This window comes from Micromonospora terminaliae, from assembly GCF_009671205.1.
In the GTDB taxonomy this organism is placed as follows: Bacteria; Actinomycetota; Actinomycetes; order Mycobacteriales; family Micromonosporaceae; genus Micromonospora; species Micromonospora terminaliae.
The window spans coordinates 2,722,813-2,745,682 of the sequence record NZ_CP045309.1 but is presented as its reverse complement, the minus strand read 5'-3'; the positions used below and the strand labels follow the sequence as shown (position 1 = coordinate 2,745,682).

At 73.4% G+C, this 22,870-nt stretch carries 20 protein-coding genes; 6 read left to right on the top strand and 14 right to left on the bottom strand.

Translation table 11 applies throughout. The annotated features are described in order from the left end of the window. The first annotated feature begins 27 nt into the window (after positions 1-27). Positions 28-1,137, top strand: a complete 1,110-nt coding sequence (locus GCE86_RS12355; protein WP_154227087.1) for a substrate-binding domain-containing protein — start codon at positions 28-30, stop codon at positions 1,135-1,137. Between the two features lie 109 nt (positions 1,138-1,246). Here the strand turns inward: GCE86_RS12355 and GCE86_RS12350 are convergent, their stop codons facing one another. Beyond that, complete coding sequence (locus tag GCE86_RS12350; RefSeq protein ID WP_154227086.1) at positions 1,247-6,706, bottom strand: ATP-binding protein; 5,460 nt, start codon at positions 6,704-6,706, stop codon at positions 1,247-1,249. A 274-nt stretch (positions 6,707-6,980) separates the two neighbouring features. On the opposite strand from GCE86_RS12350, the gene GCE86_RS12345 reads away from it, so the two are divergent. Beyond that, entirely contained in the window at positions 6,981-7,697 is a 717-nt protein-coding gene (locus GCE86_RS12345; RefSeq protein WP_154227085.1) for an NADPH-dependent F420 reductase, read from the top strand. Beyond that, entirely contained in the window at positions 7,694-8,764 is a 1,071-nt protein-coding gene (locus tag GCE86_RS12340) for an LLM class flavin-dependent oxidoreductase (RefSeq protein WP_154227084.1), read from the top strand. Before GCE86_RS12345 ends, GCE86_RS12340 begins: the two co-directional genes overlap by 4 nt. A 69-nt stretch (positions 8,765-8,833) precedes the next feature. Here the strand turns inward: GCE86_RS12340 and GCE86_RS12335 are convergent, their stop codons facing one another. After that, on the bottom strand, positions 8,834-9,295 hold the full coding sequence (locus GCE86_RS12335) for a MarR family winged helix-turn-helix transcriptional regulator (protein WP_154227083.1): 462 nt from the start codon (positions 9,293-9,295) through the stop codon (positions 8,834-8,836). Positions 9,296-9,433: 138 nt separating this feature from the next. Between GCE86_RS12335 and GCE86_RS12330 the strand changes: the two genes are divergently transcribed. Next, entirely contained in the window at positions 9,434-9,994 is a 561-nt protein-coding gene (locus GCE86_RS12330; protein WP_154227082.1) for an NADPH-dependent FMN reductase, read from the top strand. 66 nt (positions 9,995-10,060) lie between these two features. Here GCE86_RS12330 and GCE86_RS12325 read toward each other — a convergent pair whose 3' ends face one another. After that, complete coding sequence (locus GCE86_RS12325) at positions 10,061-10,813, bottom strand: GAF and ANTAR domain-containing protein (RefSeq protein ID WP_154227081.1); 753 nt, start codon at positions 10,811-10,813, stop codon at positions 10,061-10,063. A 223-nt stretch (positions 10,814-11,036) separates the two neighbouring features. Here GCE86_RS12325 and GCE86_RS12320 point away from each other — a divergent pair, with 223 nt between their 5' ends. Next, positions 11,037-11,399: an STAS domain-containing protein gene (locus GCE86_RS12320; protein ID WP_154227080.1), complete on the top strand. Its 363-nt coding sequence runs from the start codon at positions 11,037-11,039 to the stop codon at positions 11,397-11,399. Between the two features lie 157 nt (positions 11,400-11,556). Here GCE86_RS12320 and GCE86_RS12315 read toward each other — a convergent pair whose 3' ends face one another. From GCE86_RS12315 to GCE86_RS12280, 8 genes are read right to left on the bottom strand one after another with little or no spacing between them, the layout of a single operon-like run. Beyond that, positions 11,557-12,789, bottom strand: coding sequence for a MalY/PatB family protein (locus GCE86_RS12315; RefSeq protein WP_154227079.1), 1,233 nt, complete (start codon positions 12,787-12,789; stop codon positions 11,557-11,559). A gap of 10 nt (positions 12,790-12,799) precedes the next feature. Then, a complete protein-coding gene (locus GCE86_RS12310; RefSeq protein ID WP_154227078.1) occupies positions 12,800-14,050 on the bottom strand; it encodes an acyl-CoA dehydrogenase family protein in 1,251 nt (416 codons plus the stop codon). Further along, positions 14,050-15,078 carry a phosphotransferase family protein gene (locus tag GCE86_RS12305; RefSeq protein WP_154227077.1) on the bottom strand — a complete coding sequence of 343 codons (1,029 nt, stop codon included), beginning with the start codon at positions 15,076-15,078 and terminating at the stop codon, positions 14,050-14,052. The genes GCE86_RS12310 and GCE86_RS12305 overlap by 1 nt, the downstream gene beginning before the upstream one ends. Beyond that, entirely contained in the window at positions 15,075-15,527 is a 453-nt protein-coding gene (locus GCE86_RS12300; protein ID WP_154227076.1) for a MaoC family dehydratase, read from the bottom strand. The genes GCE86_RS12305 and GCE86_RS12300 overlap by 4 nt, the downstream gene beginning before the upstream one ends. A gap of 15 nt (positions 15,528-15,542) precedes the next feature. Then, the gene (gene fabG / locus GCE86_RS12295) at positions 15,543-16,298 is read right to left on the bottom strand and encodes a 3-oxoacyl-ACP reductase FabG (RefSeq protein WP_154227075.1); all 756 of its coding nucleotides are present in this window, start codon (positions 16,296-16,298) and stop codon (positions 15,543-15,545) included. A 44-nt stretch (positions 16,299-16,342) separates the two neighbouring features. Next, on the bottom strand, positions 16,343-17,326 hold the full coding sequence (locus tag GCE86_RS12290; RefSeq protein WP_154227074.1) for an NADPH:quinone oxidoreductase family protein: 984 nt from the start codon (positions 17,324-17,326) through the stop codon (positions 16,343-16,345). After that, positions 17,323-18,102 carry an SDR family NAD(P)-dependent oxidoreductase gene (locus tag GCE86_RS12285; RefSeq protein ID WP_154227073.1) on the bottom strand — a complete coding sequence of 260 codons (780 nt, stop codon included), beginning with the start codon at positions 18,100-18,102 and terminating at the stop codon, positions 17,323-17,325. Before GCE86_RS12285 ends, GCE86_RS12290 begins: the two co-directional genes overlap by 4 nt. Beyond that, on the bottom strand, positions 18,102-18,866 hold the full coding sequence (locus GCE86_RS12280) for an SDR family oxidoreductase (RefSeq protein WP_154227072.1): 765 nt from the start codon (positions 18,864-18,866) through the stop codon (positions 18,102-18,104). The genes GCE86_RS12285 and GCE86_RS12280 overlap by 1 nt, the downstream gene beginning before the upstream one ends. Positions 18,867-19,013: 147 nt before the next feature. Here GCE86_RS12280 and GCE86_RS12275 point away from each other — a divergent pair, with 147 nt between their 5' ends. After that, positions 19,014-19,631, top strand: a complete 618-nt coding sequence (locus GCE86_RS12275; protein ID WP_244317277.1) for a TetR/AcrR family transcriptional regulator — start codon at positions 19,014-19,016, stop codon at positions 19,629-19,631. Here the strand turns inward: GCE86_RS12275 and GCE86_RS12270 are convergent. The 3 genes from GCE86_RS12270 to GCE86_RS12260 form a co-directional block, all read right to left on the bottom strand. After that, positions 19,608-20,423, bottom strand: a complete 816-nt coding sequence (locus GCE86_RS12270; protein ID WP_154227070.1) for a hypothetical protein — start codon at positions 20,421-20,423, stop codon at positions 19,608-19,610. The two genes, GCE86_RS12275 and GCE86_RS12270, sit on opposite strands and share 24 nt — an antisense overlap. Positions 20,424-20,502: 79 nt before the next feature. Further along, a complete protein-coding gene (locus GCE86_RS12265) occupies positions 20,503-22,131 on the bottom strand; it encodes an acyl-CoA dehydrogenase family protein (protein WP_154227069.1) in 1,629 nt (542 codons plus the stop codon). Further along, entirely contained in the window at positions 22,128-22,727 is a 600-nt protein-coding gene (locus GCE86_RS12260) for a TetR/AcrR family transcriptional regulator (protein WP_154227068.1), read from the bottom strand. The genes GCE86_RS12265 and GCE86_RS12260 overlap by 4 nt, the downstream gene beginning before the upstream one ends. Positions 22,728-22,870: the final 143 nt, after the last annotated feature.

Genomic DNA, 22,870 nt, shown 5'->3' with positions numbered 1-22,870 from the left:
CACCTCTCCAGAAGGGCACCACCAGCCATGCGTAAACTGATCGGCAAGTCGATGGCCATCGGCGCCATCGCCGCGCTGGCCCTGACCGCCACCGCCTGCGGCTCCGGCCGCGACGGCGACACCGGCGGCGCCAAGGGCGGCGACACCAAGGGCTTCGCGGCCGACTCCCTGATCGGCGTCGCCCTGCCGTCCAAGACCTCGGAGAACTGGGTCCTCGCCGGCGACCTGTTCACCAACGGCCTCAAGGAGGCCGGCTTCAAGAGCGACGTGCAGTACGCCGGCGCGTCGACCACCGTGGCCGACCAGCAGGCCCAGATCACCGCCATGGTGACCAAGGGCGCCAAGGTCATCGTCATCGGCGCGACCGACGCCGCGCAGCTGTCGACCCAGGTCGCCGCGGCGCACGCCGCCGGCGCGAAGGTCATCGCGTACGACCGCCTGATCACCAACACGCCGGACCTCGACTACTACGTCGCGTTCGACAACTTCAAGGTCGGCCAGCTCCAGGGCCAGGCCCTGCTGGACGGCATGAAGGCCAAGAAGCCGAACGGCCCGTACAACATCGAGCTGTTCTCCGGCTCGCCGGACGACAACAACGCCGGTGTCTTCTTCAACGGCGCCATGAGCGTGCTCAAGCCGGAGATCGACAAGGGCAACGTCGTCGTCGCCTCGAAGCAGACCGACGTGAAGCAGACCGCCATCCAGGGCTGGAAGGCCGAGGGTGCGCAGGCCCGCATGGACCAGCTGCTGACTTCGACCTACGGCAACAAGGAGCTGGACGGCGTCCTCTCCCCGAACGACACCCTGGCCCGCGCGATCATCACCTCGATCAAGGGCGCCGGCAAGAAGGTCCCGGTCGTCACCGGTCAGGACTCCGAGGTCGAGTCGGTCAAGTCGATCATGGCTGGCGAGCAGTACATGACGATCAACAAGGACACCCGCAACCTGGTCAAGCAGACCATCGCCATGGTGAAGTCCCTGCAGGCCGGTGACACCCCCGAGGTGAACGACACCAAGTCGTACAACAACGGCGTCAAGGTCGTGGACACCTACCTGCTCCCGCCGGTGGCCGTCACCAAGGCCAACGCGGCCGAGGCGTACGCCAACGACCCGAAGCTGTCCCCGCTCACCAAGTAATCCCCGCGCACCACGAAGGGCCCCGGAGTTCGCTCCGGGGCCCTTCGCTATGTGCCGGGTGGATCGGTCGCGGCGCGGCCGGGACGAGCGTCCCGGCCGCGCCGGCCGGTCACCGCAGGTGGGACTCGATCGCCTCGATGACGCGCGGGCGGAGTTCCGCCGCGCGGATGACCGCGTCGACGGAGCCCACCTCGACGGCCCGCTGGATGGAGTGCACGCGGTCGAACTCCGTGGCCACCTCGCCCAGCTTCTCCGCGCGCACCGACGAGCGCAGCTCGTCCAGTTCGGCGGTCAGCGCGGCCCGGTCGGCGCCGGAGGCGGCCGCCACGCGGGCCTCCAGGTCGCGTACCCGCGGGTCGGCCGCCGTGCGGGCGTTGACGTCACCGGAGAAGACCACCGCGGCGGCCGGGGCGCCGCCCAGCACCGACGCGAAGGAACCCTCCAGCGCCAGCACGGTCATGTCGGGGTTCAGCGCCTTGGAGAACACCACGAACGCGCCGCCGTGGTAGCGCGAGATCACGCAGAACACGATGGGCCCGCGGAAGTTCACGATGGCCCGGCCGATCTCGGCGCCGTACTCCAGTTGCAGCTTGCGCATCGACTCGGGCGAGCCGTCGAAGCCCGACAGGTTGGCCAGCACCACCAGCGGCCGGTTGCCGCTGGCCGCGTTGATCGCCCGCGCGGCCTTCTTCGACGAGCGCGGGAACAGCGTGCCCGCCGTGTAGGTGTCCGGGCCGTCGGTGGGCGGGAAGCCGCGGCGCGGCACCGACCGGGACTCGATGCCGAGCAGGCACACCGGGATGCCGCCGAGGTGCACGTCCTGCACCACCGCGGTCTCCGCGTCGGCCATGCCCGCCCAGCGCTCCAGCACCGGGTGGTCCTGGTCGGCCAGCGCCCGCATGACGGTACGGATGTCGAACGGCTTCTTCCGGTCCGGGTTGGCGGTGGCGGAGAAGATCTCGCCGACGGTGGTGAAGTCGCTGCCGGCCACGGTGTGCGGGAACGACGAGATGTCCCGGTCGGCCGGGTCGGTCGTCGTGGCCCGTCGCGGCGCCGACTCGCCGGGCGCCACGTACGTGTGCTCGTAGTGCGCCATCAGCACGTCCCGGGCGGCCGGGAGGTTCGGCGCCCAGTACTGCGCCTGCCCGTTCGGCCCCATGACCCGGTCGTAGCCGCCGATGCCGAAGTTGTCCTCGGCCGACACGCCGCCGGAGAAGTCGAGCGACTGCTTGCCGGTGAGCACCATCGCCGACTCCGGCGTCATGACCAGGACGCCCCGCGTGTGCATGAGCATCGTCGCCTCGGCGTTCCAGTAGGGCTGCGCCCCGACGTTGATGCCCGCCACCACGATGTTGATCTCACCGCCGTCCTGGGTGAACTCCACGATCCGCTTGAGCGCGGCCGCCACCCAGTCCATGTTCTCGGTGCCGGACGTCATGGAGATCCGGGCGCCGGCGGACAGCGCGTACCACTCCAGCGGCACCCGCATCCGCTCGGCCAGGTCCAGCGCGCCGATCACGCGGCGGCACTCCGGCTCCGACAGCGCGCCGAGCGACTTCGTGGGGTCGCCGAGGAGCACGACCCGGGTGACTCCCTGCGGGTGCCGCGGGGTCGGCGTGGTGACCACGCCCGCGACGATCGCCGCGGTGTTGCGTCCCCGGGGCCGGTCGACGGGCACCAGCGCGTGCTTGTCGTCGAGGTCGTGCTCGACGAAGTCGCCGAGCAGCCCGGTCAGCTCGTACGGGTAGACCGTGTTGCGGCTGCTCGCGCGCAGCACCTTCAGCCGGTAGTCGTCCAGCGGTTCGATCGGCTCGACCGGCGGCTCGCCGACGCTCAGCTCGGCGACTCCGGTGGCGGTGAACGAGATCCGTACAGCGATCTTGGTCAGCTCGCCGGTCCGCCGGTCGCGCTGGCGCGCGATGAAGAGGATCTCCTCCAGCCCGGCGCCCGCGGTCGTCGGGCGCACCCGCCCGGCGATCATCTCCATCTCCTCGCGGGTCAGCTCGCTCGGCGGCCAGACGTAGATCACGATCCGGTTGGTCTGGAACCGCGTCTTCGCCGGCCGCCGCGACTGCGCCCGGCGGATCGAGTCGAGGCAGGCCGCCACGGTGTCCTCGGTCGTCGGCAGCGCGACCAGCCGCCCGTCGTGCTCGCGCAGCTCGGTGAGGTCGCGCACCTGCGCGAACGCCACCAGGCGCTGGTCTGACGGGTTCTCCCGGGCCACGCACTGGAAGAGGTAGACCTCCTCGTCCGCCGACGGGAGCCGGGTCAGGTCGAACTTGTGCAGCCGCTCCAGCTGCATCCGCTGGGCGATGTACGGATGCAGGCCGCGGATCAGCCGTTCCTCGGCCATGCCGGCACCGGACGGGCGGAAGGTGAAGTGGTGGTGCATCACCGCGCCGGCCCGGCCCGCCACCGTGGTGGTGACGCGGCGGACCTGCGGAGGCAGCGGGTGCGCCCGGACGACCTCGTGCAGCGCGGCGGCCATCGCGTCGAAGTCCTCGGGCTGGTCCTCCCAGGCGAGGTAGATGTCGGCGTCGATGGCGTCCGCGCCGCCGGCCAGCTCGGCGAGCCCGTCCAGCGCGCCGCCGAGCGCGTCGAAGCGCACCGCGGCGGAGACCACGCTCGACTCCGCGCGTTCGGCGACCACGAACGTGCAGCCCGCGACCTCGCGGGTGTGGACGCCGGTGAGGCCCTTGTTCCCGTAGTACCGCCGGGTCAGCACCTCCAGCATCACGGCGTTGTCGAGGTGGTCGCGCACCAGCCGCTGGCCGAGCAGCCGGACGAGGGGTTCGGTGCTGCGCACCATCGCCGCGACGCGCTCGGCGCGGTCCGGTGCGTCCGGGTGCGCGTCGAGGTGACGCAGGTGGCCGCGGACCTCGGCGTAGACGCGTGCGCGGTTGCGGCGCAGCAGCGGCTGGGCGAACCACGCGAACACCACGCCGCGGGCCAGGTCGGCGACCACCGGGAAGCGGACCTGGGTCGCGGCGACCAGCCGCTCCAGGCCGAGGCCCACGGGCTCGCGCAGGGTCTCGTCCGGCGGCGGCTCCCGCAGCCAGGAGCGCAGCAGCGTCGCGACGACCGCGGCGTCGGCGGAGGCCCGCTGCTGGGCCAGGAAGATGCGGAACACGGCCGCTTCGAGCGCGGGGGAGCGCTCCAGGTCGGTGACACCGTAGTGGCCGAGCGCCTTGGCGAGCTTGGCCTGGAACGCGGCCGGCAGTCCGGCCCGCTCGATGTCGAGGCTCTGCAGGTAGGTGTGGAAGTACTCGCGGGCGCTCGGGACGTGGCCGTCGCCGTCCTCGCCCGTCGGCCGGTTGCGGCTCAGCTCGGCGAGATCGGCGAAGACGTTCAGGAGGTCGAGCTCCTCGGCCAGCGGCCGGTGCCCCTCCTCGGTGGCCGCCCGGCGGGCGGCGAGGTAGTCGTCGAGCACCCGGCTGTCGTCGTGCGGGTCGACGTCGAAGCCCAGCAGCAGGCCGCGCAGGTCCTCCTGGCCGCGCCGGACCCGCGTGCGCGCCGGGACCTCGCCGGGCTCGGCGGGCAGGTCCAGCTCGACGGCGGCCGCGGGCGGGCCGTCGGCTGCCTCGGCGCCCTCGTCGGCGACCGGCTCGAGCCGCAGCAGCGGGGCGCCGGCCTCCACCTGGCTGCCCACGGAGACGGCACACTCCTTCAGCCGCGCCCGGAACGGCGCCCGCAGCACCGTCTCCATCTTCATGGCCTCCAGCACCAGCACCGGCGCGCCCGCCTCGACCTCGGCGCCGACCGCGAGCGGCGTGGCGACGACCAGGGCGGGCATGGGGGAGCGGAGCACGCCGCCCTCGTCCCGGCTGACCCGGTGGGTCACGCCGTCCACCTCGACCAGGTGGATCGGCCCGTACGTGTCGGTGAGCAGGCGGTACCGGACGCCGTTGACGACGATCTGCCCGGTGTGCCGGTCGAAGCGGTCCAGCTCGACGTCGGCGGTGCGGACACCACCGGCCGTCTCGATGCCGACCCGGAACCGGTCGGCGCCGATCCGCGCCACGCGCATCCGGTAGCCGACGCCCCGCAGCTTGAGGTCCAGCGGCCCGCCGCTGGAGTGCTGCACCTGCGGGCGCCCGCCGAACGCCGTCGACAGCAGCCGCTGCCGCTCGACGCGCTCCTCCTCCTCGTACGCCTCGATGGCCGCGGCCGCCAGCGCGACGGCGGAGTGCCGGTGCGCGACGAGGCGGCCCTCGCCGCGGACCCGGTCGATCCAGCCGGTGTCGGCGCTGGCGTCGATCACCTCGGGCTGGTCGAGCAGGTCGAGCACGAAGCTCTTGTTCGTGGCGCCGCCCTCGATGATCACCGTGGTGTTGGCCATGGCCCGGCGCAGCCGGCCGAGGGCCTCGTCGCGGTCGCGGCCGTAGGCGATGATCTTCGCGATCATCGAGTCGAAGTCGGCGGGGATGGTGTCGCCCTCGCTGACGCCGGTGTCCACCCGGATGCCCGGCCCGGCGGGCAGGTCCAGCCGGGCGATGCGACCGGGGGAGGGCGCGAAGTCGCGGTCCGGGTCCTCGGCGTTCAGCCGGGCCTCGATGGCGTGCCCCCGCTCCACCGGCGGCTCGCCGACGAGGCGGCCACCCGAGGCCACGTGCAGCTGCGCCTTCACCAGGTCGAACCCGGTGGTCGACTCGGTGATCGGGTGCTCCACCTGCAGGCGCGTGTTGACCTCGAGGAACGCGAACAGCCGGTCGCCGGGGTGGTAGAGGAACTCGACGGTCGCGGCGCCGCGGTAGCCGACCGCGACGGCCAGCCGCTCGGCCGACGCCTTGAGCTCGGCGGCCTGCTCCGGGCTCAGCACCGGCGAGGCCGACTCCTCGATCACCTTCTGGTTGCGCCGCTGCACCGAGCAGTCCCGGACCCCGAGGGCCCACGCCGTGCCCTGGCCGTCGGCGATCACCTGGACCTCGACATGCCGGGCGCCGGTGACCAGGCGCTCCAGGAACACGATGCCGCTGCCGAACGCCCGCGCGGCCTCCTGGCTGGTGCGCTCGTACGCGTCGTCCAGCTCGGCCTCGTTCGTGATCACGCGGATGCCGCGCCCGCCGCCGCCGGCCGTGGCCTTCAACATCAGCGGGTAGCCGATCCGGGCCGCCGCCGTCCGGGCGGCCTCCAGGGTCTCGACGGCGCCGCGGCTCCACGGCGCGACCGGCACGCCGACCTCCTCGGCGATCAGCTTCGCGCCGATCTTGTCACCGAGCTGGCGCATGGCGTCGGGGCTCGGCCCGACGAAGGTGACCGCGATCTTCTCGCACAGCTCGGCGAACGCCGGGTCCTCGGCCACGAAGCCCCAGCCGACCCAGGCCGCGTCGGCCCGGGTCTCCACCAGCGCGCGCTCGAGCACCGCCAGGTTCAGGTACGGGCGGGCGGACGCGGGACCGAGATCGTAGGCGACGTCGGCCTCCCGCACGAAGGTGGCGTCGCGGTCGACGTCGGTGTGCAGGGCGACGGTCTCGATCCGGGTCCCGGTCTCCGCGGCCAGCTCCCGGACGGCGTGGATGAGCCGCATCGCGGCCTCCCCACGGTTGACGATGGCGATACGGCTGAACACCCGACCGACCCCTCCGTTGGACCCACGATGTACGCGCCGCGAGGCGAGAGCCCCCGGCAGTGATCACCTTTCCCGCTGCCGGCGACCCGCGCCATGTCGTAACCGCCGAACCCTGAGCGGCGCCGGTTGTAGGAAACTCACAAAACTTTTTGGCGGCCCCGCCCGGGCCCTCGCGGCTCCACCCCATCACATCCCGAGAGTGTGACCGGCGCAATCCTTGATCAGTCAAGCAGGCGGGATATGCTTGACCGGTCAAGGAAATGGGGTGGCAGGAATGGGTGACGACGACGGCACCGCAGGCGCCGACGCCCCGGCCGCGACGAGGACCCTGTCGCCCCGGCCGCGGACGGCCGTGCTGGGCGCCGGGCACACCGGGCCGGTGATCGCCCGGGTAGCGCTGGCCGCCGGGTATCCGGTGAGCATCGCGGCCTCCGGCGACCCGGCGAACATCGCCCTCATCACCGAGGTGCTGGCCCCCGGTGCGCAGGCGCGCTGGGCGCCCGACGCCGTCGCGGACGCCGGGATCGTCGTGCTGGCGATACCGCTGCACCGGTTCCCGGACCTCGATCCCGCCCTGCTCGCCGGCAAGCTCGTGGTGGACACCATGAACTACTGGCCGCCCGTGGACGGCGTCCAGGAGCTGTTCGACGACCCCCGCCACGGCAGCAGCGAGATGGTCCAGCGCCGGCTCGCCCGGTCGACGGTCGTGAAGACGTTGAACCACATCGGCTACCACGACCTGGAGGACGACCGCCGCCCGGCCGGCGCGCCGGACCGCCGCGCGCTGGGCGTCGCCGGCGACGACCCGGCCGCGGTGGGCACCGTGGCGGACCTGATCGAGCGCGTCGGCTACGACGCGGTGCGGCTGGACAGCCTGCGGGCCGGCCGCCTCCTGCAACCCGGCGGCCCGGTCTTCGGCGTGCCGCTGGGCCGGACCGAGTTCACGCGGGCGCTGGCCCGCACCCACCACACGGACAGAGGCTCATCATGACGTCAGCACCGTCGGCGGACCCGGTACGCCCGGCCGCCTTCCCCCTCGTGCTCGGCCTGGACACCTTCGGCGACGTCACCCACGACGCCGACGACCGTCCGGTCTCGCACGCCCGCACGATCCGCGACATCGTCGAGCAGGGCGTCCTCGCGGAGCAGGTCGGCGTGGACTTCTTCGGCATCGGTGAGCACCACACCGACGACTTCCCGCTCTCCGCCGCCGACGTCGTGCTGGGGGCGATCGCCGCCCGCACCAGCCGGATCCGCCTCGGGTCGGCCGTCACGGTCCTCAGCTCCGACGACCCGGTACGCGTCTTCCAGCGCTACTCCACCCTGGACGCGGTCTCCGGCGGCCGGGCCGAGGTGATCCTCGGCCGGGGGTCCAGCGTCGACTCCTTCCCGCTGTTCGGCTACGACCTGGCCGACTACGAGCAGCTCTTCGAGGAGAAGGCCCAGCTCTTCGCCGAGCTGCGCAAGGGCGGGCCGGTGACCTGGAAGGGCACGATGCGGGCGCCGCTGCACGAGCAGGACGTCGTGCCGCACACCGAGTCGGGGCCGTTCCCCGCCTGGATCGGCGTCGGCGGCAACCCGCAGTCGGTGATCCGCGCCGCCCGGTACGACTACGCCCTGATGCTCGCGATCATCGGCGGGTCACCGGCCCGCTTCGCCCCGTTCTCCCGCCTGTTCCACCAGGCGCGCACGCAGCTCGGCCGGGATCCCCTGCCCATCGGCGTGCACTCGCCCGGCCACGTCGCCGCCACCGACGAGCAGGCCCGTGCGGAGTTCTTCCCCCGATACCAGGAGGTCATCCGCCGGGTGGCCCGCACCCGCGGCTTCGCCGTACCCACGCGGGAGTCCTTCCTGCGGGAGGTCGGGCCGCACGGCGCGCTCTACGTCGGGTCGCCCGAGACCGTCGCCCGGAAGATCGCCGCGAACCTCCCGCTGCTCGGCGCGAACCGCTTCGAGATGAAGTACGGGATGGGCGGCCTGTCGCACGGGGCCCTCATGTCGGCCATCGAGCTGTACGGCACGCAGGTCATCCCGCGCGTCCGGGAACTGCTGAGCTGACCCGCTCCCGGTCCGGCCGGCCGCCCGCCCGCGCGGCCGGACCGGCGCGTCGTTCCGGCCGCGCCCGGCTCAGTCGGCCGTGCCGACGCGCTGGAACGCGCGGGCCAGCTGGACCAGGTCGATGCCCTCGAAGTGGTCGAGGAACCGGCGCCGCACGCTGGCCAGGTGGCTCGGCCAGGACTCCTGGAGCCGGGTGAGGCCGGCGTCGGTGAGGACGGCGTTCCATCCGCGCGCGTCCTCGGCGCACTTGACCCGCTCGGCGAGACCCTGCGTCTCCAGCCGGGCGATGGTGCGCGTCATCCCGCTGAGGGAGAGCTGGCACGCCGAGGCGAGGTCGCTCATCCGCATCCGCCGCTCCGGCGCCTCCGAGAGGTGCATGAGCGCGGTGTACTCGGTGAGCGGCAGCTGGTGGTCGCCCACCATGTCGGCGTCGATCGCCCGGGGCAGCACGTGCATGATCCGGCCCAGCGAGCGGACCAGCGCCTCCTCCTCGGCGTCGAGGGGGCGCAGCGGTTTCGATGCGGCGGACATGCCTCCATCCTACTTGCTTGACCGAGCAACGACGGTTCGGCGCGGTGGTGGTCGCCACAGCGCAGGAGTTTGCTTGACGAAGCAAGAACTGGCTAGCGTGTGCTTGACCGAGCAAGTACTTCGGAAGGGCACCACGACATGACCAGGATCGGCATCATCCTCGGCAGCACCCGCCCGGGCCGCAACGGCGAGGCGGTCGCCCGCTGGGTGCACGACGTCGCCAAGCAGCGCGGCGACGCCCAGTACGAGCTCATCGACCTCCTCGACTACCAGCTGCCGCACCTGGACGAGGCGTACCCGCCGTCGATGGGCCAGTACACCCAGCCGCACACGCTGCGCTGGGCCAGCACCATCGCGTCGTTCGACGGCTTCGTGATGGTCACCCCGGAGTACAACCACTCCACCTCGGGTGCCCTGAAGAACGCCATCGACTACCTCTACGCGGAGTGGAACAACAAGGCCGTCGGGTTCGTCAGCTACGGTTCCGTGGGCGGCGCCCGCGCCGTCGAGCACCTGCGGCTGATCGCCGGCGAGCTGCAGATGGCCGACGTGCGGTCGCAGGTGGCGCTGTCGCTCTTCACCGACTTCGAGAACTTCAGCGTCTTCAAGCCCGGCCAGTTCCAGGCCGACGCGCTCAACGCCACTCTGGACCAGGTGGTGGCCTGGAGCGAGGCGCTCGCCCCGCTGCGCAACCGCTGAACACCCTCCCGGGACATCGGAGACGGCCGCGGCATCCTCCGCGGCCGTCTCCGTGTCCCGGCCAGCTCAGGGCTGCTGGCGGGGCGCCACGAATCCGGAGCCCGGCTCCGGTGACTCGCCGGTGACCTGGGTGATGATCTCGGCGGCCACGTCCCGCAGCTTGCGGTTGCGGTTCTGCGACGCGCGCCGGAGCAGGGCGAACGCCTCACTGGCGGTGCACCGCTGCTGGCCCATGATCACCCCGAGGGCCTGGTCGATGATGCCGCGGGACGCCATCGCGTGGGTGAGTTGCTCGTGCAGGAGAGCCTGGTCGGCCTGGCGGAGGATGACGCCCAGCGCCGCCGACCCGTGGTCGCAGAACGCCAGGGCCTGCCGGCGTACCGGGCCGTTGAACGCGCGCGGCTCCGTGGCGTAGAGGTTCAACGCCCCGACGGTCTCGCCGTCCACGGTCATCGGGAGCGACAGCGAGCTGATGATGCCCAGGCGGAGCGCGTGTTCCCGGTAGCGGCTCCACCGCCCGTCGTCGCGCAGGTCCAGCACCTCGACGACCTCCCCCTGGCGGAGCGCCTCGAGACAGGGGCCCTCGTCGGCCCCGTACTGGATCTCGTCGCCCTGCGCGGCCAGGTGGCCGCTGCTCGCGACGGTGAAGGCCCCGCCGTCCCGGCGCACCGTCAGCCCGCAGGCCACGGCGGGGGTGACCACCTCGGTCGCGACCCGGACGATGTCGTCCAGGAACACGTCCACGTGACGCGAGTCGGCCAGCAGCGTGAGCAGCCGGCCCGAGGCCGAGCCCAGATGGGGGTCAGCAGCATCGGACACCGCTACCTCCTGAAGTCCAGTCGCCGGCCCTCCCGGGGGAGCGCTGACCGGCTTTCCTTGTCAAGGAGCACACATTTCCCGCGCTCGGCAGGGTGCCAATCGGGCGGAACGGGGCTAGGGTCGAGGTGGGTTCGGACATGAGCCCAGGACCAGTGCCGGGCCGCCGACGGCGAGCCCGGGGCATCGACCCGGTCCGGCAACCCCTCGCCCCGAGGAGCAGCTCATGTCCGTCGATCAGGCGCAGCACCCGTCGGCACGGGAGACCGTCCGGCCACCCGCACTGTCCCTCGCGCTCGCCCGGGAAGGCCCGGCGGTCGTGGTGGAGGTCGGGGGCGCGGTCGACCTGTCGACCGTCGACCCGCTCGTGGCCCTCGTGAACCGGCTGCTGTCCGGCCAGCCGCCGCCCGTGCTGGTGCTCGACCTGAGCCGGGTGAGCTTCTTCTGCGCCGCCGGCGTCAACGCGCTGCTGACGGTCCGCCGGCGAGCCGGCTCGGCCGGGTGCGCCCTGGTGCTGCGCAGGCCCTCCCGGATCACCGTCACGGTCCTCGACATCGTCGGCCTCACGGACGAATTCACCACCGAGTGACCTGCCTTTCCCTCATGCCTGTCGACGGACGGCGCCGGTCACATCGGACTCCGGCCCGCCGGCATGCGCCGAGATACCCGACCCGGATCGGCGCGAAACGGCACTACACCCGTGAGCCCGGCCACCGGCAGCGCTCGCCGCCGGACCGGAACGGGGTTCAGTCCTGCGGGCGGCGCGCGTCGACGGCCCGGCCCAGGCGGGTGACGGCCTCGGTGAGGATCGCGGGGGAGGTGGCGAAGTTGAGGCGTACGAAGCCGGCTCCGCCGGTGCCGAAGACGTGCCCCGAGCTGAGCGCGACGCGCGCCCGGTCGAGGAAGAACCTCGCGGGCCCGGCGAGGTCGCTGGCCACTCCGGGCTCGCCGCCCGGCGCCTCGGTGGGGATGCCCAGCGCCGTGCAGTCCAGCCAGGCCAGGTAGGTGCCCTCGGGACGGCGGTGGGTGACGGCCGGGAGGTGCTTCGCCAGCAGGCTCTCCAGGAGGGTGCGGTTGGCGTCGAGACCGTCGAGGAGGAGGTCGAGCCACGGCCCGCCGGCCCGGAACGCGGCGGTGTGCGCGAGAACGCCCAGGTGGCTGGGACCGTGGCTGACCTCCTCCGGCATGCGACGCAGGTCGGCGGCGGCCCGCGGCCCGGCGACCGCGAGCGCGGCCTTGAGGCCGGCGAGGTTCCACGCCTTGGAGGCCGAGGTCAGGGCGAACGCGTCCTCGGCGCCGGCCACCGTGAGGTACGGGGTGAACCGCGCCCCGGGCAGGGCCAGCGGGGCGTGGATCTCGTCGGAGACGACCCGTACGCCGTGCCGGGCGGCCAGGCCGGCGACGGCCTCGAGTTCGTCGCGGCGGTGGACCACGCCGGTCGGGTTGTGCGGGTTGCACAGCAGGAACGCGGGCCGGCGGCCGAGCGCCCGGGCCCGGCGGAACGCCTCGTCCAGGGCGGCGTGGTCCAGCCGCAGGTCCGGCCCGAGCGGCGCCTCGATCACCCGCCGGTCGGCGTGGCTCACGAAGGCGTAGAAGGGCGGGTAGACGGGAGGGCAGACGACCACGGCGTCGCCGGGACCGGTCACCAGCCGGAGCACCTCGACGATACCCATCATCACGTCGGGCACGACGGCGGTGTGGTCGACCCGGAAGCCGGGCCAGTCCCAGCGGTCGGCGGCGAACTCGCCGAGCGCCTCGGCGTACGCCGTCCCGTGCGGGTAGCCGGTGTCGCCGAGGTCGACCGCGCGGCGCAGCACGTCGGCCACCGGGGGAGCGAGCGGGACGTCCTGCTCGGCGACCCAGAGGGGAAGCACGTCCGGCGGGTGCATCCGCCACTTCACGCTGCTGCGCCGCCGCAGCTCGTCCAGCGTGAGCACGGTGAGCGGATTCCGGGCGGCGGAGGGGGTGGGGCCTGCCATGCCCACCACCCTAGATCGTCGGGCGCTCGCCGCCGACCCGCTGCCGCGCGGCGGCCTGCCGCCGCAGCTCGTGCCGGGCCAGGGCGTTGCGGTGCACCTCGTCGGGCCCGTCGGCGAACCGCAGCGTGCGGATGCCGGCGTACGCGGCCGCCAGCGGGAAGTCCTGGGACAGCCCGGCGGCGCCGTGCACCTGGATGGCCTTGTCGAGGATCCACTGCACGGTCGCCGGGGTGGCGATCTTGATGGCCTGGATCTCGGTGTGCGCGCCCTTGTTGCCGACCGTGTCCATGAGCCAGGCCGTCTTGAGCACGAGCAGGCGCAGCTGCTCGATCCGCACCCGGGACTCGGCGATCCACTCCCGGATGACGCCCTGCTCGGCCAGCGGGCGGCCGAACGCGACCCGCTGCTCGGCGCGGGCGCACATCAGCTCGACGGCCCGCTCGGCCAGGCCGATCGAGCGCATGCAGTGGTGGATGCGGCCCGGGCCGAGCCGGGCCTGCGCGATGGCGAAGCCGTCGCCCTCGCCGCCGATGAGGTTCTCCACCGGCACGCGGACGTCGTGGAACGCCAGCTCGGCGTGCCCGCCGTGGTCGTGGTCGTCGTATCCGAACACCGCCATGCCGCGGACGACCTCCAGGCCGGGGGTGTCCCGCGGGACCAGCACCATGGACTGCTGGCGGTGCCGTTCGGCGTGCGGATCGGTCCGGCCCATGACGATGAGGATCCGGGCGTTCGGGTTCATGGCGCCGGTGATCCACCACTTCCGGCCGTTGATCACGTAGTGGTCGCCGTCCCGCTCGATCCGGGTGGCGATGTTCGTGGCGTCCGACGAGGCCACGTCCGGCTCGGTCATGGCGAACGACGACCGGATCTCGCCGTCCAGCAGCGGTTCCAGCCACTGCTTGCGCTGCTGCGCGGTGCCGAACATCGCCAGCACCTCCATGTTGCCGGTGTCCGGGGCGGCGCAGTTCAGCACGGCCGGCGCCAGGTGGCTGCGGCCGGTGATCTCCGCGAGCGGGGCGTACTGCAGGTTGGTCAGCCCGGCGCCGTGCTCGCCGGGCAGGAAGAGGTTCCACAGCCCCCGCTTCCGGGCCTCCGTGCGCAGCCGCGCGAGCACCGGCACCGAGTCCCACGCCCAGCGGTCGCCGAGCTGACCGAGCTGCTCGTGGAAGACCGGCTCGGCCGGGTGGATCTGCCGGTCCATGAAGTCCAGCAGGTTGTCGCGCAGCCCCTCGGTCCGCGGGTCCAGGGCGAAGTCCATCAGTGCTCCTTCAGGTAGGTCAGGCCGGCGTCGAGGAGCAGCTCGGTGACCTCGCCGAGCTGGTCGAAGCCGGCGCCGACGGTCTGCCCACGCAGGTGGCGGACGTGGATGCCCTCGAGGATGGTGGCCAGCTTGAAGGCCGCCAGTCCGAGGTGGAAGCCCAGCGGCGGCAGGGCGCGGCCGCTCGCCGCCGCGTACCGGTCGAGGATCTCGTCCTCGGTCAGGAAACCGGGCGCCGACGACGCCTCGGCCACCGCCGGGCCGACCAGCCGGCCGAGACGCTGGTAGAGCACCAGCAGCGCCAGATCGGTGAGCGGGTCGCCGAGGGTGGCCATCTCCCAGTCGACCACGGCGGTGAGCCGGTCGTGCTCGTCGACCAGGACGTTGTCCAGCCGGTAGTCGCCGTGCACGATGCCCGGCGCCGAATCCGCCGGCACGGCGGCCGCGAGCCGGGCGTGCAGCTCGTCGGCGGCGGGCAGCTCCCGGCAGTACGAGGCGTCGAGCTGCGTGCGCCACCGCCGCACCTGCCGGCCCAGGAAGCCGGCGGGCCGGCCGAAGTCGGCCAGGCCCACGGCCGCCGGGTCGACCGCGTGCAGCGTGGCCAGGGTGTCGACCAGCCGGGTCGCGATGGCCCGGGTGCGGTCCGGGCCGAGCGGTTCCAGCTCGGCCGCGTGCCGGTACGCCGTGCCGGGGACCCGCTCCATCACGTAGAACGGCGCGCCCAGCACGGCGTCGTCCGCGCAGTGCGCCCAGGTCACCGGCACCGGCACGGCGGTGGCGCGCAGCGCCGACATGACGCGGTACTCCCGGGCCATGTCGTGGGCCGTCGACAGCACGTGCCCCAGCGGGGGACGCCGCACGATCCAGGTGCTCCGCCCGTCGCCGACCTCGTAGGTGAGGTTGGACTTCCCGCCGGTGACCAGGCGGGCGGTGGTCAGCCGCGCCGCCCCGGGCACCCTGGCGGCGAACCAGTCGCCGAGCCGGGCCAGGTCGAGGCCCGGCGGGTCGGCCGGTGCGGGGGCGCTCACGGGACCAGGACGCTGACGGTCTCGACGACGCAGGCCGGCTTCGCGGCGCCGGCCACCTCGACGGTCACCTTCGCGGTCAGCTGGTGGCCACCGCCGCCGGGCGCCAGCGACAGCAGCTCCACGCCCGCCCGCACCTCCGAGTCGACGGGGACCGGGACGGGGAAACGCAGCTTGTTGGCGCCGTAGTTCACCCCCATGCGCACCCCGTCGACCCGGTAGACCTGCCAGACCAGCATGGGCACCAGCGACAGCGTGAGGTAGCCGTGGGCGATGGTGCCGCCGAACGGGCTCCGCGCCGCCCGCGCCGGGTCGACGTGGATCCACTGGTGGTCACCGGTGGCGTCGGCGAAGGCGTCGATCTGCTGCTGGGTGATCCGGTGCCAGCCCGAGTACCCGAGGTGGGTGCCGACCGCCCGCTCCAGCTCCGCGATGCCCTGGAAGACCTTCATCGTCGTACCCTCCACTCAGTCCTTCGGCCCGCCGGCCACGTACAGCACCTGGCCCGACACGAAGCCGGCGCCCTCGCTGACCAGGAACGACACGGCGTGCGCGATGTCCTCCGGCGTGCCGGTACGGGCGACCGGGATCTGCGCCGCGGCGGCCCGCTTGAACTCCTCGAACGGCACGGCGAGCCGGGCCGCGGTGGCGGCGGTCATCTCGGTCTCGATGAACCCCGGGGCGATCGCGTTCGCCGTGACCCCGAACTTGCCGAGTTCGAGGGCGAGGGTCTTGGTGAAGCCCTGCAGCCCCGCCTTCGCGGCGGCGTAGTTGGCCTGGCCCCGGTTGCCCAGGGCGGAGGTGCTGGACAGGTTGACGATCCGCCCCCAACCGGCCCCCGTCATGAAGCCCTGCACGGCCCGCGTCATGAGGAACGAGCCCCGCAGGTGCACGTTGACGACCGCGTCCCAGTCGTCGGCGGTCATCTTGAACAGCAGGTTGTCCCGGGTGATGCCGGCGTTGTTGACCAGCACCGTGGGCTCGCCCAGCTCCCCGGCGATCCGGTCGACGGCCGCCCGCACCGCCGGCTCGTCGGCCACGTCGGCGCCCACGGCCAGGGCCCGGCCCCCGGCGGCCCGGATCTCGTCGGCGACCGGCTCACCGGCGCCCTCGTCCAGGTCGACGACGGCGACGGCGAAGCCGTCGCGGGCCAGCCGCTTCGCGACGCCGGCCCCGATGCCGCGGGCCGCTCCGGTGACGACGGCCGTGCGGGTGGTGGTCATGGCAGGTCAACTCCTCGCTGGGTACGGATGGGGCAGGTGGACGGTCACGGGACGTACACCACCCGGCCGACGGTGGAGCCGTCGGCGAGCCGCTGCACCCCGTCGGCCACCTCGCCGAGTGGCAGGCGCTCGCTGACCAGAGGCCGTACGGCGCCCTCGGTGGCCAGCGCCGTGAGGGCGCGGTGGCACTCGGCGACGGCGGCCGGGTCGTGGCGGTGGTAGAGGCCCCAGTGCAGGCCGACGATCGAGTAGTTCTTCACCAGGGCGTGGTTGAGCGCGGCGGACTGGATCCGGCCACCGGCGAAGCCGACCACGAGGATCCGGCCCTCGAAGGCGACACACTTCGTCGACCGCTGGTAGGTCTCCCCGCCCACCGGGTCGTAGACGACGTCGGCGCCCCGGCCACCGGTCTCGGTCTTCACCACCTCGACGAAGTCCTCGGCGCGCCGGTCCACCACCACGTCGGCGCCGAGGGTGCGCGCCACCGCCGCCTTCTCCGGGCCGCCCACCACGCCGATCACCCGGGCGCCGGCGGCCCGGCCGAGCTGGACCGCCGCGCTGCCGACCCCGCCGGCGGCGGCGTGCACCAGCAGCGTCTCGCCGGCCCGCAGCCCGGCCCGCCGGTGCAGGCCGAACCAGCCGGTCTGGTAGCCGATGTAGAGGGCGGCCGCCTCGGCGTCGTCGAGCGCCGCCGGCGCGGGGAACGTGGTCGCCGCGTCCAGCACCGCGAACTCGGCGAACCCGCCGTGCGGCAGCGCCGCGCCGCCGAGCACCCGGTCGCCGACGGCGAACCCGTCCACACCGGCGCCGAGCGCGACGACCTCGCCGCACAGCTCGACCCCGGGGGTGAAGGGAAGCTCCGGCCGGACCTGGTATTCCCCCCGGCACATGAGGACGTCGGGGAAGTTGGCCGGACTGGCCAGCACCCGCACCACGAGCTGCCCGGCGCCGGGCTCCGGGTCGGCCACGTCGACGAGCCGCAACACGTCGACGGGCTCACCGAGCGCGGCAACCTGCCATGCCTTCACCGGGCCTCCTGGTCCTCGAGCTGGCGCTGGAACCGGTTCATGCCGTCCAGCCAGCGGTCGGTGTCGGTGGCCCGGTGCCGGTAGTAGTCGGCCACCCGCGGGTGCGGCAGGACCAGGAACCGGTCGTCGTGCAGGGCCTGCCACGTCGCGTCGGCCACGTCCTCCGGGGTGAGCGCCCCGTCGCGGCTGATCAGGTCCCGCAGCGGCCCGGTCCCGGCGAGCATCCGGGTCCGTACGCCCTGGGGGCAGATGGCCTGCACCACGACGCCCCGGTGCCGGTAGGTCGCCGACAGCCACTCGGCGAACGCGACGCAGCCGTGCTTGCTGACCGCGTACGCCGGGTTGCCGAGCGTCGTGAGCAGCCCGGCCGCCGACGCGGTCACCACGAAGCGGCCCGCCCCGCGCTCGACCCAGGCGGGCACCAGCAGACGCGCGGCCCGGACGTGGGCCATGACGTTCACCTCGTGGCTGGCGGCCCAGTCGGTCTCGCCGGCGTCCAGCCCTCGCCCGCGGTCGACGCCGGCGTTGCCGAACCAGATGTCGACGTCGCCCAGGTGGCCCCGGGCGGTCTCGACCAGCGCGGCGACGCCCTGCTCGCCGGCGGCGTCGCCGGGAGCCGCGAAGCCGCCGATCGCCTCGGCCACCCGCTCGGCCGCCTCGGCGTCGAGGTCGTTGACGACGACCCTGGCGCCCTCGGCGGCGAGCCGGGTGGCCAGCGCGCGGCCGATGCCGTGCCCGGCGCCGGTGACGACGACGCCCCTGTCCCGCACCGGCATCAGACACCTCCGGTCAGGGTGAGGCCGCCGTCGACGACGAGCAGCTGGCCGGTGATCCAGGCGGCGTCCGCGGAGAGCAGGAACGCGACGGCGCCGCCGACGTCGGTGGGGACGCCGAGCCGCCGGAGCGGGTACGCGGCGGCGACCTGCTCCTCGCGGCCCTCGTAGAGGGCGGTGGCGAACGTCGTCTTCACCACGGCCGGTGCGACCGCGTTCACCCGGATGTCCGGGCCCAGTTCCACGGCGAGCTGCTGGGTGAGGTGGGTGAGCATCGCCTTGCTGGCGCCGTAGAAGCCGATGCCGGACGCGGGCCGGACACCGGCCACCGAGGAGACGTTGACGACCGCGCCCCCGTGCCCGCCCATCCAGGCGCGGTGGACCTGCTGCACCCAGGACAGCGCCGCGAGGCAGTTGACCTCGAAGACCTTCCGGGCCGCGGCCAGGTCCAGCTCGACCAGCGGTCCGTACGCCGGGTTGATGCCGGTGTTGTTGACCAGGAAGTCGGCGCTGCCGAAGGTCTCGACCGCCCGGGTCACCACCTCGGCCTGGTGGTCGGGGTCGTCGGCGTGGCCGGCGACGCCGAGCGCGTGGCCCTCGCCCAGCCGTGCGACCGCCTCGTCCAGCGCCTCCCGCTTCCGTCCCGTGACCACGACCCGGGCGCCCTCGGCGACCAGCCGCTGGGCGACGGCCAGGCCGATGCCGCGGCTGGCGCCGGTGACGATCGCCGTCCGGCCGGCGAACCTGCTCGACGGGGCCTCCGACACGGCCACCTCCTTCGAACTTACTAAGCGCTTGCTTAGAATGTGTCCGAGCGAGTGTGCGACAGCGTGCGGGGCGTCGTCAACAGGTCCGCCCGGGCCGGTTGTGGTATCAATGCCGGCCGAGGGTCAGGAGGGGGAAGGATGGACGTGGTGGCCGACAGTGCCGAGCAGTCCCGCGCCGACGCGACGCGCGCCCGGCTGCTCGACGCCGCCGTCACCGCGTTCGCGGAGCGCGGCTTCCACGGCACGACGACGCGCGACATCGCGGCCGCGGCCGGGCTGAGCCCCGCCGCGCTCTACGTGCACCACCGCTCCAAGGAGGAGCTGCTCTACCTGATCTCGCGGTCCGGGCACGAGCACGTGCTGGCGCTGGTGCGGGAGGCGGTCGCGTCGTCCGCCGACCCGGCCGCGGCGCTGCTGCGGGTCGTCCACGACTTCGTCGTGACCCACGCCCGCGACCACACCACCACCCGGGTGGTGAACTACGAGCTGGCCGCGCTCAGCCCCGCCCACCTGGCCGAGATCCGCGAGATCCGCCACCACATCGAGCAGGCGATCCGGCAGCTCGTCGAGGCCGGCGTCCGCGCCGGGGTGTTCCAGACCCCGGACCCCCGGATGGCGGCCGCCGCCCTGCTGTCCCTCGGCGTGGACGTGGGCCGGTGGTACCGGGACGGTGGCGACCTCAGCCCCGAGTACATCGCCGCCCGGTACGCCGAGATGGCGCTGCGGATCGTCGGCGCCGGGTCACCAGACGCAGGAACGGGGTAGGAACGCCCAGGCGATGCCGGCGGCGAAGCGGTTCCCCCGCCACTTCGCCATGATCCACTGACGGTCCTTCGTGACGTAGCGGATGTCGATCTGTGCGCCGGCGGGGGCCGTGCCGAGCGGGTGGACCGGGATTGCCGCTCCGGACCCGTACGCCGCGGCGGCCCCGATGTTGCCGAACGCGCTGCAGGCCGTGCGGGCGGTGGTGGCCTTGAGCCCGCCGCCCTTGTTCTCGCTCCACACGCCGTACAGGCTGCACAGCGGGTCGACGGCGGTGGCGGTGCAGAAGACCTGCTCGGAGTGCCACCAGCGCAGCTGGTCCGGGGATCCGTCGGCGTTGCTGGAGCCGGCGACGTTGGGGCCGCCGGCGCAGCTCGACGACATGAACCCGGTGCGCTCGATGGCGAACTTGCGCGTGCCGTAGGCGTAGGCGCACCCGTCGAAGCTGCCCCCGGCGTAGCCCCACGGCCAGCGCGTGATGCCCTCGGTGTTGCCGGCGGCGGCGTCGCCGGTGTCGCGGATGTCCATGTGGTCGAAGCTGGACTTGACGACGCCGTCGGCGAAGACGAAGTCACGGGCGAAGAGATAGCCGACCATCGGCCCGTTGGCCTTGTAGCTCAGCAGCACCCAGCCCGGGCCCATGCCGGTCTGCGCCCACGAGTCCTCGGCCGCCGTCTGGACCCGATTGACGCCGTATCCCCAGGCGGCGGCGGGGGACGGTGCGATCAGGGCGGTCACCGCCAGGACAGCGGCCAGCACGATCGCGGACCGGGTCGTGCCACGCCAGCGAGCCATCCGCCGCTCCTCCGCTCGGATCCTGGCGGAAACCTACATCGTCGTAGGTCGATCTGGTAATGTTCTTCGATGGATCCGGTCAGCCCACCTTCGGCACGGAGCGGGCGATGATCGCCGCGAAGTCGACCCCGCTCGGCAGCGTGCCGAACGCCTGGCCGTGGTCGCCGCCGAGGCGGGAGGCGCAGAAGGCGTCGGCGACGGCCGGGTGCCCGTGCCGCACCAGCAGCGCGCCCTGCAGGACCAGGGCGAGCCGCTCGACCACCCGGCGGGCCCGCAGCTCGAGGTCGTCGTGGTCGGACAGGTCGGCCTGCACCTGGCGTACGGCGGCGTCGAGCCGCGGATCGGCGCCGGCGGCGGCGCTCACCTCGGCCCGGAACGCCTCCACGACCTCGGGTTCCCGGGCGACCGCGCGCAGCACGTCCAGCGCGGCGACGTTGCCGGAACCCTCCCAGATCGAGTTCAGCGGCGACTCGCGGAACAGCCGCGGCATGCCCGACTCCTCGACGTAGCCGTTGCCGCCCAGGCACTCCAGGGCCTCGGCGGAGTGCGCCGGCCAGCGCTTGCACACCCAGTACTTGCCCACGGCGAGGGCGAGCCGCTTGAACGCGGTCTCGGCGGCGTCGCCGCGCGCGGACCGGTCGGTCGCTCCGGCGAGGCGCATCATGAGGACGGTGGCGGCCTCCGACTCGACGGCGAGGTCGGCGAGCACGTTGCGCATGAGCGGCTGGTCGACGAGGTAGCGGCCGAAGGTGCGCCGGTGGGTGGCGTGGTGGGCGGCGGTGATCAGCCCCTGGCGCATCCCGGCCGCCGCTCCGATGACGCAGTCGAGGCGGGTCAGGTTGACCATGTCGATGATGGTGCGCACGCCGCGGCCCTCGTCGCCGACGCGCCAGGCGACGGCGTGCTCGTACTCGATCTCGGCCGAGGCGTTGGACCGGTTGCCGAGCTTGTCCTTGAGGCGCATGAGCCGCAGCGGGTTGCGCGTGCCGTCCGGCAGGACCCGCGGGACGAGGAAGCAGGTGAGCCCGCCCGGCGCCTGGGCGAGGGTGAGGAAGACGTCGCACATCGGCGCCGAGGTGAACCACTTGTGCCCGACGAGCCGGTAGGTGCCGTCCGGATCGGGCCGGGCGATCGTGGTGTTGGCCCGCACGTCCGACCCGCCCTGCTTCTCCGTCATGGACATGCCGGCCAGCAGGCCCCGCTTGGTGAGCGGCGCGCGCAGGCCGAAGTCGTACTCCCTCGCGGCGAGCAGCGGCTCGTACCGCGCGGCCAGGTCCGGGGCGTGCCGCAGCGCTGGCACGGCCGCGTAGGTCATCGAGATCGGGCAGCCGTGGCCGGCGTCGGGCCGCCACACGTAGAACTTGGCCGCCCGGGCCACGTGGGCGCCCGGCCGGCCGTCGGCCCACGGCGCGGCGTGCAGGCCGTGGCTGACCGCCGTGCGCATGAGCTCGTGCCAGGACGGGTGGAACTCCACCTCGTCGATCCGGTGGCCGGAGCGGTCGTGGGTGCGCAGGACCGGCGGGTGCTCGTTCGCGAGCCGGCCGTGCTCGATCGCCGGCGCGGCGCCCCCCAGGCGGCCGAGGTCACGCACCTCGGCGGTGGCCCAGCCGGCGCCCTCCCGGTCCAGCCCGTCGAGCAGTGCCGGGTCGTCGGCCGTGTCGTGACCGGCCAGCGGGGGGACCTGGTTGCGGACCTCGTGTGTGATCACGGCGAAACTCCCAGCGCGCGGTGGATGAACCTGGTCAGGTCGGGGATGGTGCCGGGGCCCGCGACGCCGGCGGCCAGCGGGCCGACCATGGCCTCGGCGAGGGCACCGACCAGCGCGGTCGCGGTCAGGTCGGGATCCTGCGCGGGCAGTTCGCCGCTCGCCACCCCCGCCGCCACGTGACCGGCGATCAGGTCGGCGTAGGCGCGGCGGAAGGTGAGCCGCTCGGCGTCGACCGCCGGGTCGACCGGCTCGGCGAGCAGCGCGTACGCCAGCCGGGGGGACTGCAGGGCGCGGCCCGCGAACGTCTCGACGACGGCCGACATCTGCGCGGCGGCGGTGGCCCGCTGCGCCGCGGCCCGCGCCACGGCGTCCACCTCCCGCTGCGAGGCGGTGCGGAACACCTCGGCGAAGAGGTCGGCCTTGGTGGGGAAGTGGCGGTAGACGGTGCCCGTCGCGACGCCGGCGCGCTCGGCGACGGCCGCGACCGAGCAGCCCGCGTAGCCGTGGCCGGCCATGATCTCCAGCGCGGCCGCGATGATCCGCTCACGGGAGGCGCTCAGCCGGGCCTTCACCCGCTCGGTGCTCCGGTACGCCACGCAAGAAGTGAACCAGCATTCAGTCCTTGCCCGCAAGGTCCGTCCGGTTGCGTGCCCGAGTGCCGGGTTCACTCGACGGAATCGGTCACAGCTTGGGTGCGGCCGCCCGCGGTGATCTTGGTAGGCCCGCACCGATCGGGTAG

Coding starts and splice junctions, on each gene's coding strand:
- GCE86_RS12355 (WP_154227087.1), top strand. CDS start 28: ATGCGTAAACTGATCGGCAAGTCGATGGCCATCGGCGCCATCGCCGCG.
- GCE86_RS12345 (WP_154227085.1), top strand. CDS start 6,981: ATGGGTGACGACGACGGCACCGCAGGCGCCGACGCCCCGGCCGCGACG.
- GCE86_RS12340 (WP_154227084.1), top strand. CDS start 7,694: ATGACGTCAGCACCGTCGGCGGACCCGGTACGCCCGGCCGCCTTCCCC.
- GCE86_RS12335 (WP_154227083.1), bottom strand. CDS start 9,295: ATGTCCGCCGCATCGAAACCGCTGCGCCCCCTCGACGCCGAGGAGGAG.
- GCE86_RS12330 (WP_154227082.1), top strand. CDS start 9,434: ATGACCAGGATCGGCATCATCCTCGGCAGCACCCGCCCGGGCCGCAAC.
- GCE86_RS12320 (WP_154227080.1), top strand. CDS start 11,037: ATGTCCGTCGATCAGGCGCAGCACCCGTCGGCACGGGAGACCGTCCGG.
- GCE86_RS12315 (WP_154227079.1), bottom strand. CDS start 12,789: ATGGCAGGCCCCACCCCCTCCGCCGCCCGGAATCCGCTCACCGTGCTC.
- GCE86_RS12310 (WP_154227078.1), bottom strand. CDS start 14,050: ATGGACTTCGCCCTGGACCCGCGGACCGAGGGGCTGCGCGACAACCTG.
- GCE86_RS12300 (WP_154227076.1), bottom strand. CDS start 15,527: ATGAAGGTCTTCCAGGGCATCGCGGAGCTGGAGCGGGCGGTCGGCACC.
- fabG (WP_154227075.1), bottom strand. CDS start 16,298: ATGACCACCACCCGCACGGCCGTCGTCACCGGAGCGGCCCGCGGCATC.
- GCE86_RS12285 (WP_154227073.1), bottom strand. CDS start 18,102: ATGCCGGTGCGGGACAGGGGCGTCGTCGTCACCGGCGCCGGGCACGGC.
- GCE86_RS12270 (WP_154227070.1), bottom strand. CDS start 20,423: ATGGCTCGCTGGCGTGGCACGACCCGGTCCGCGATCGTGCTGGCCGCT.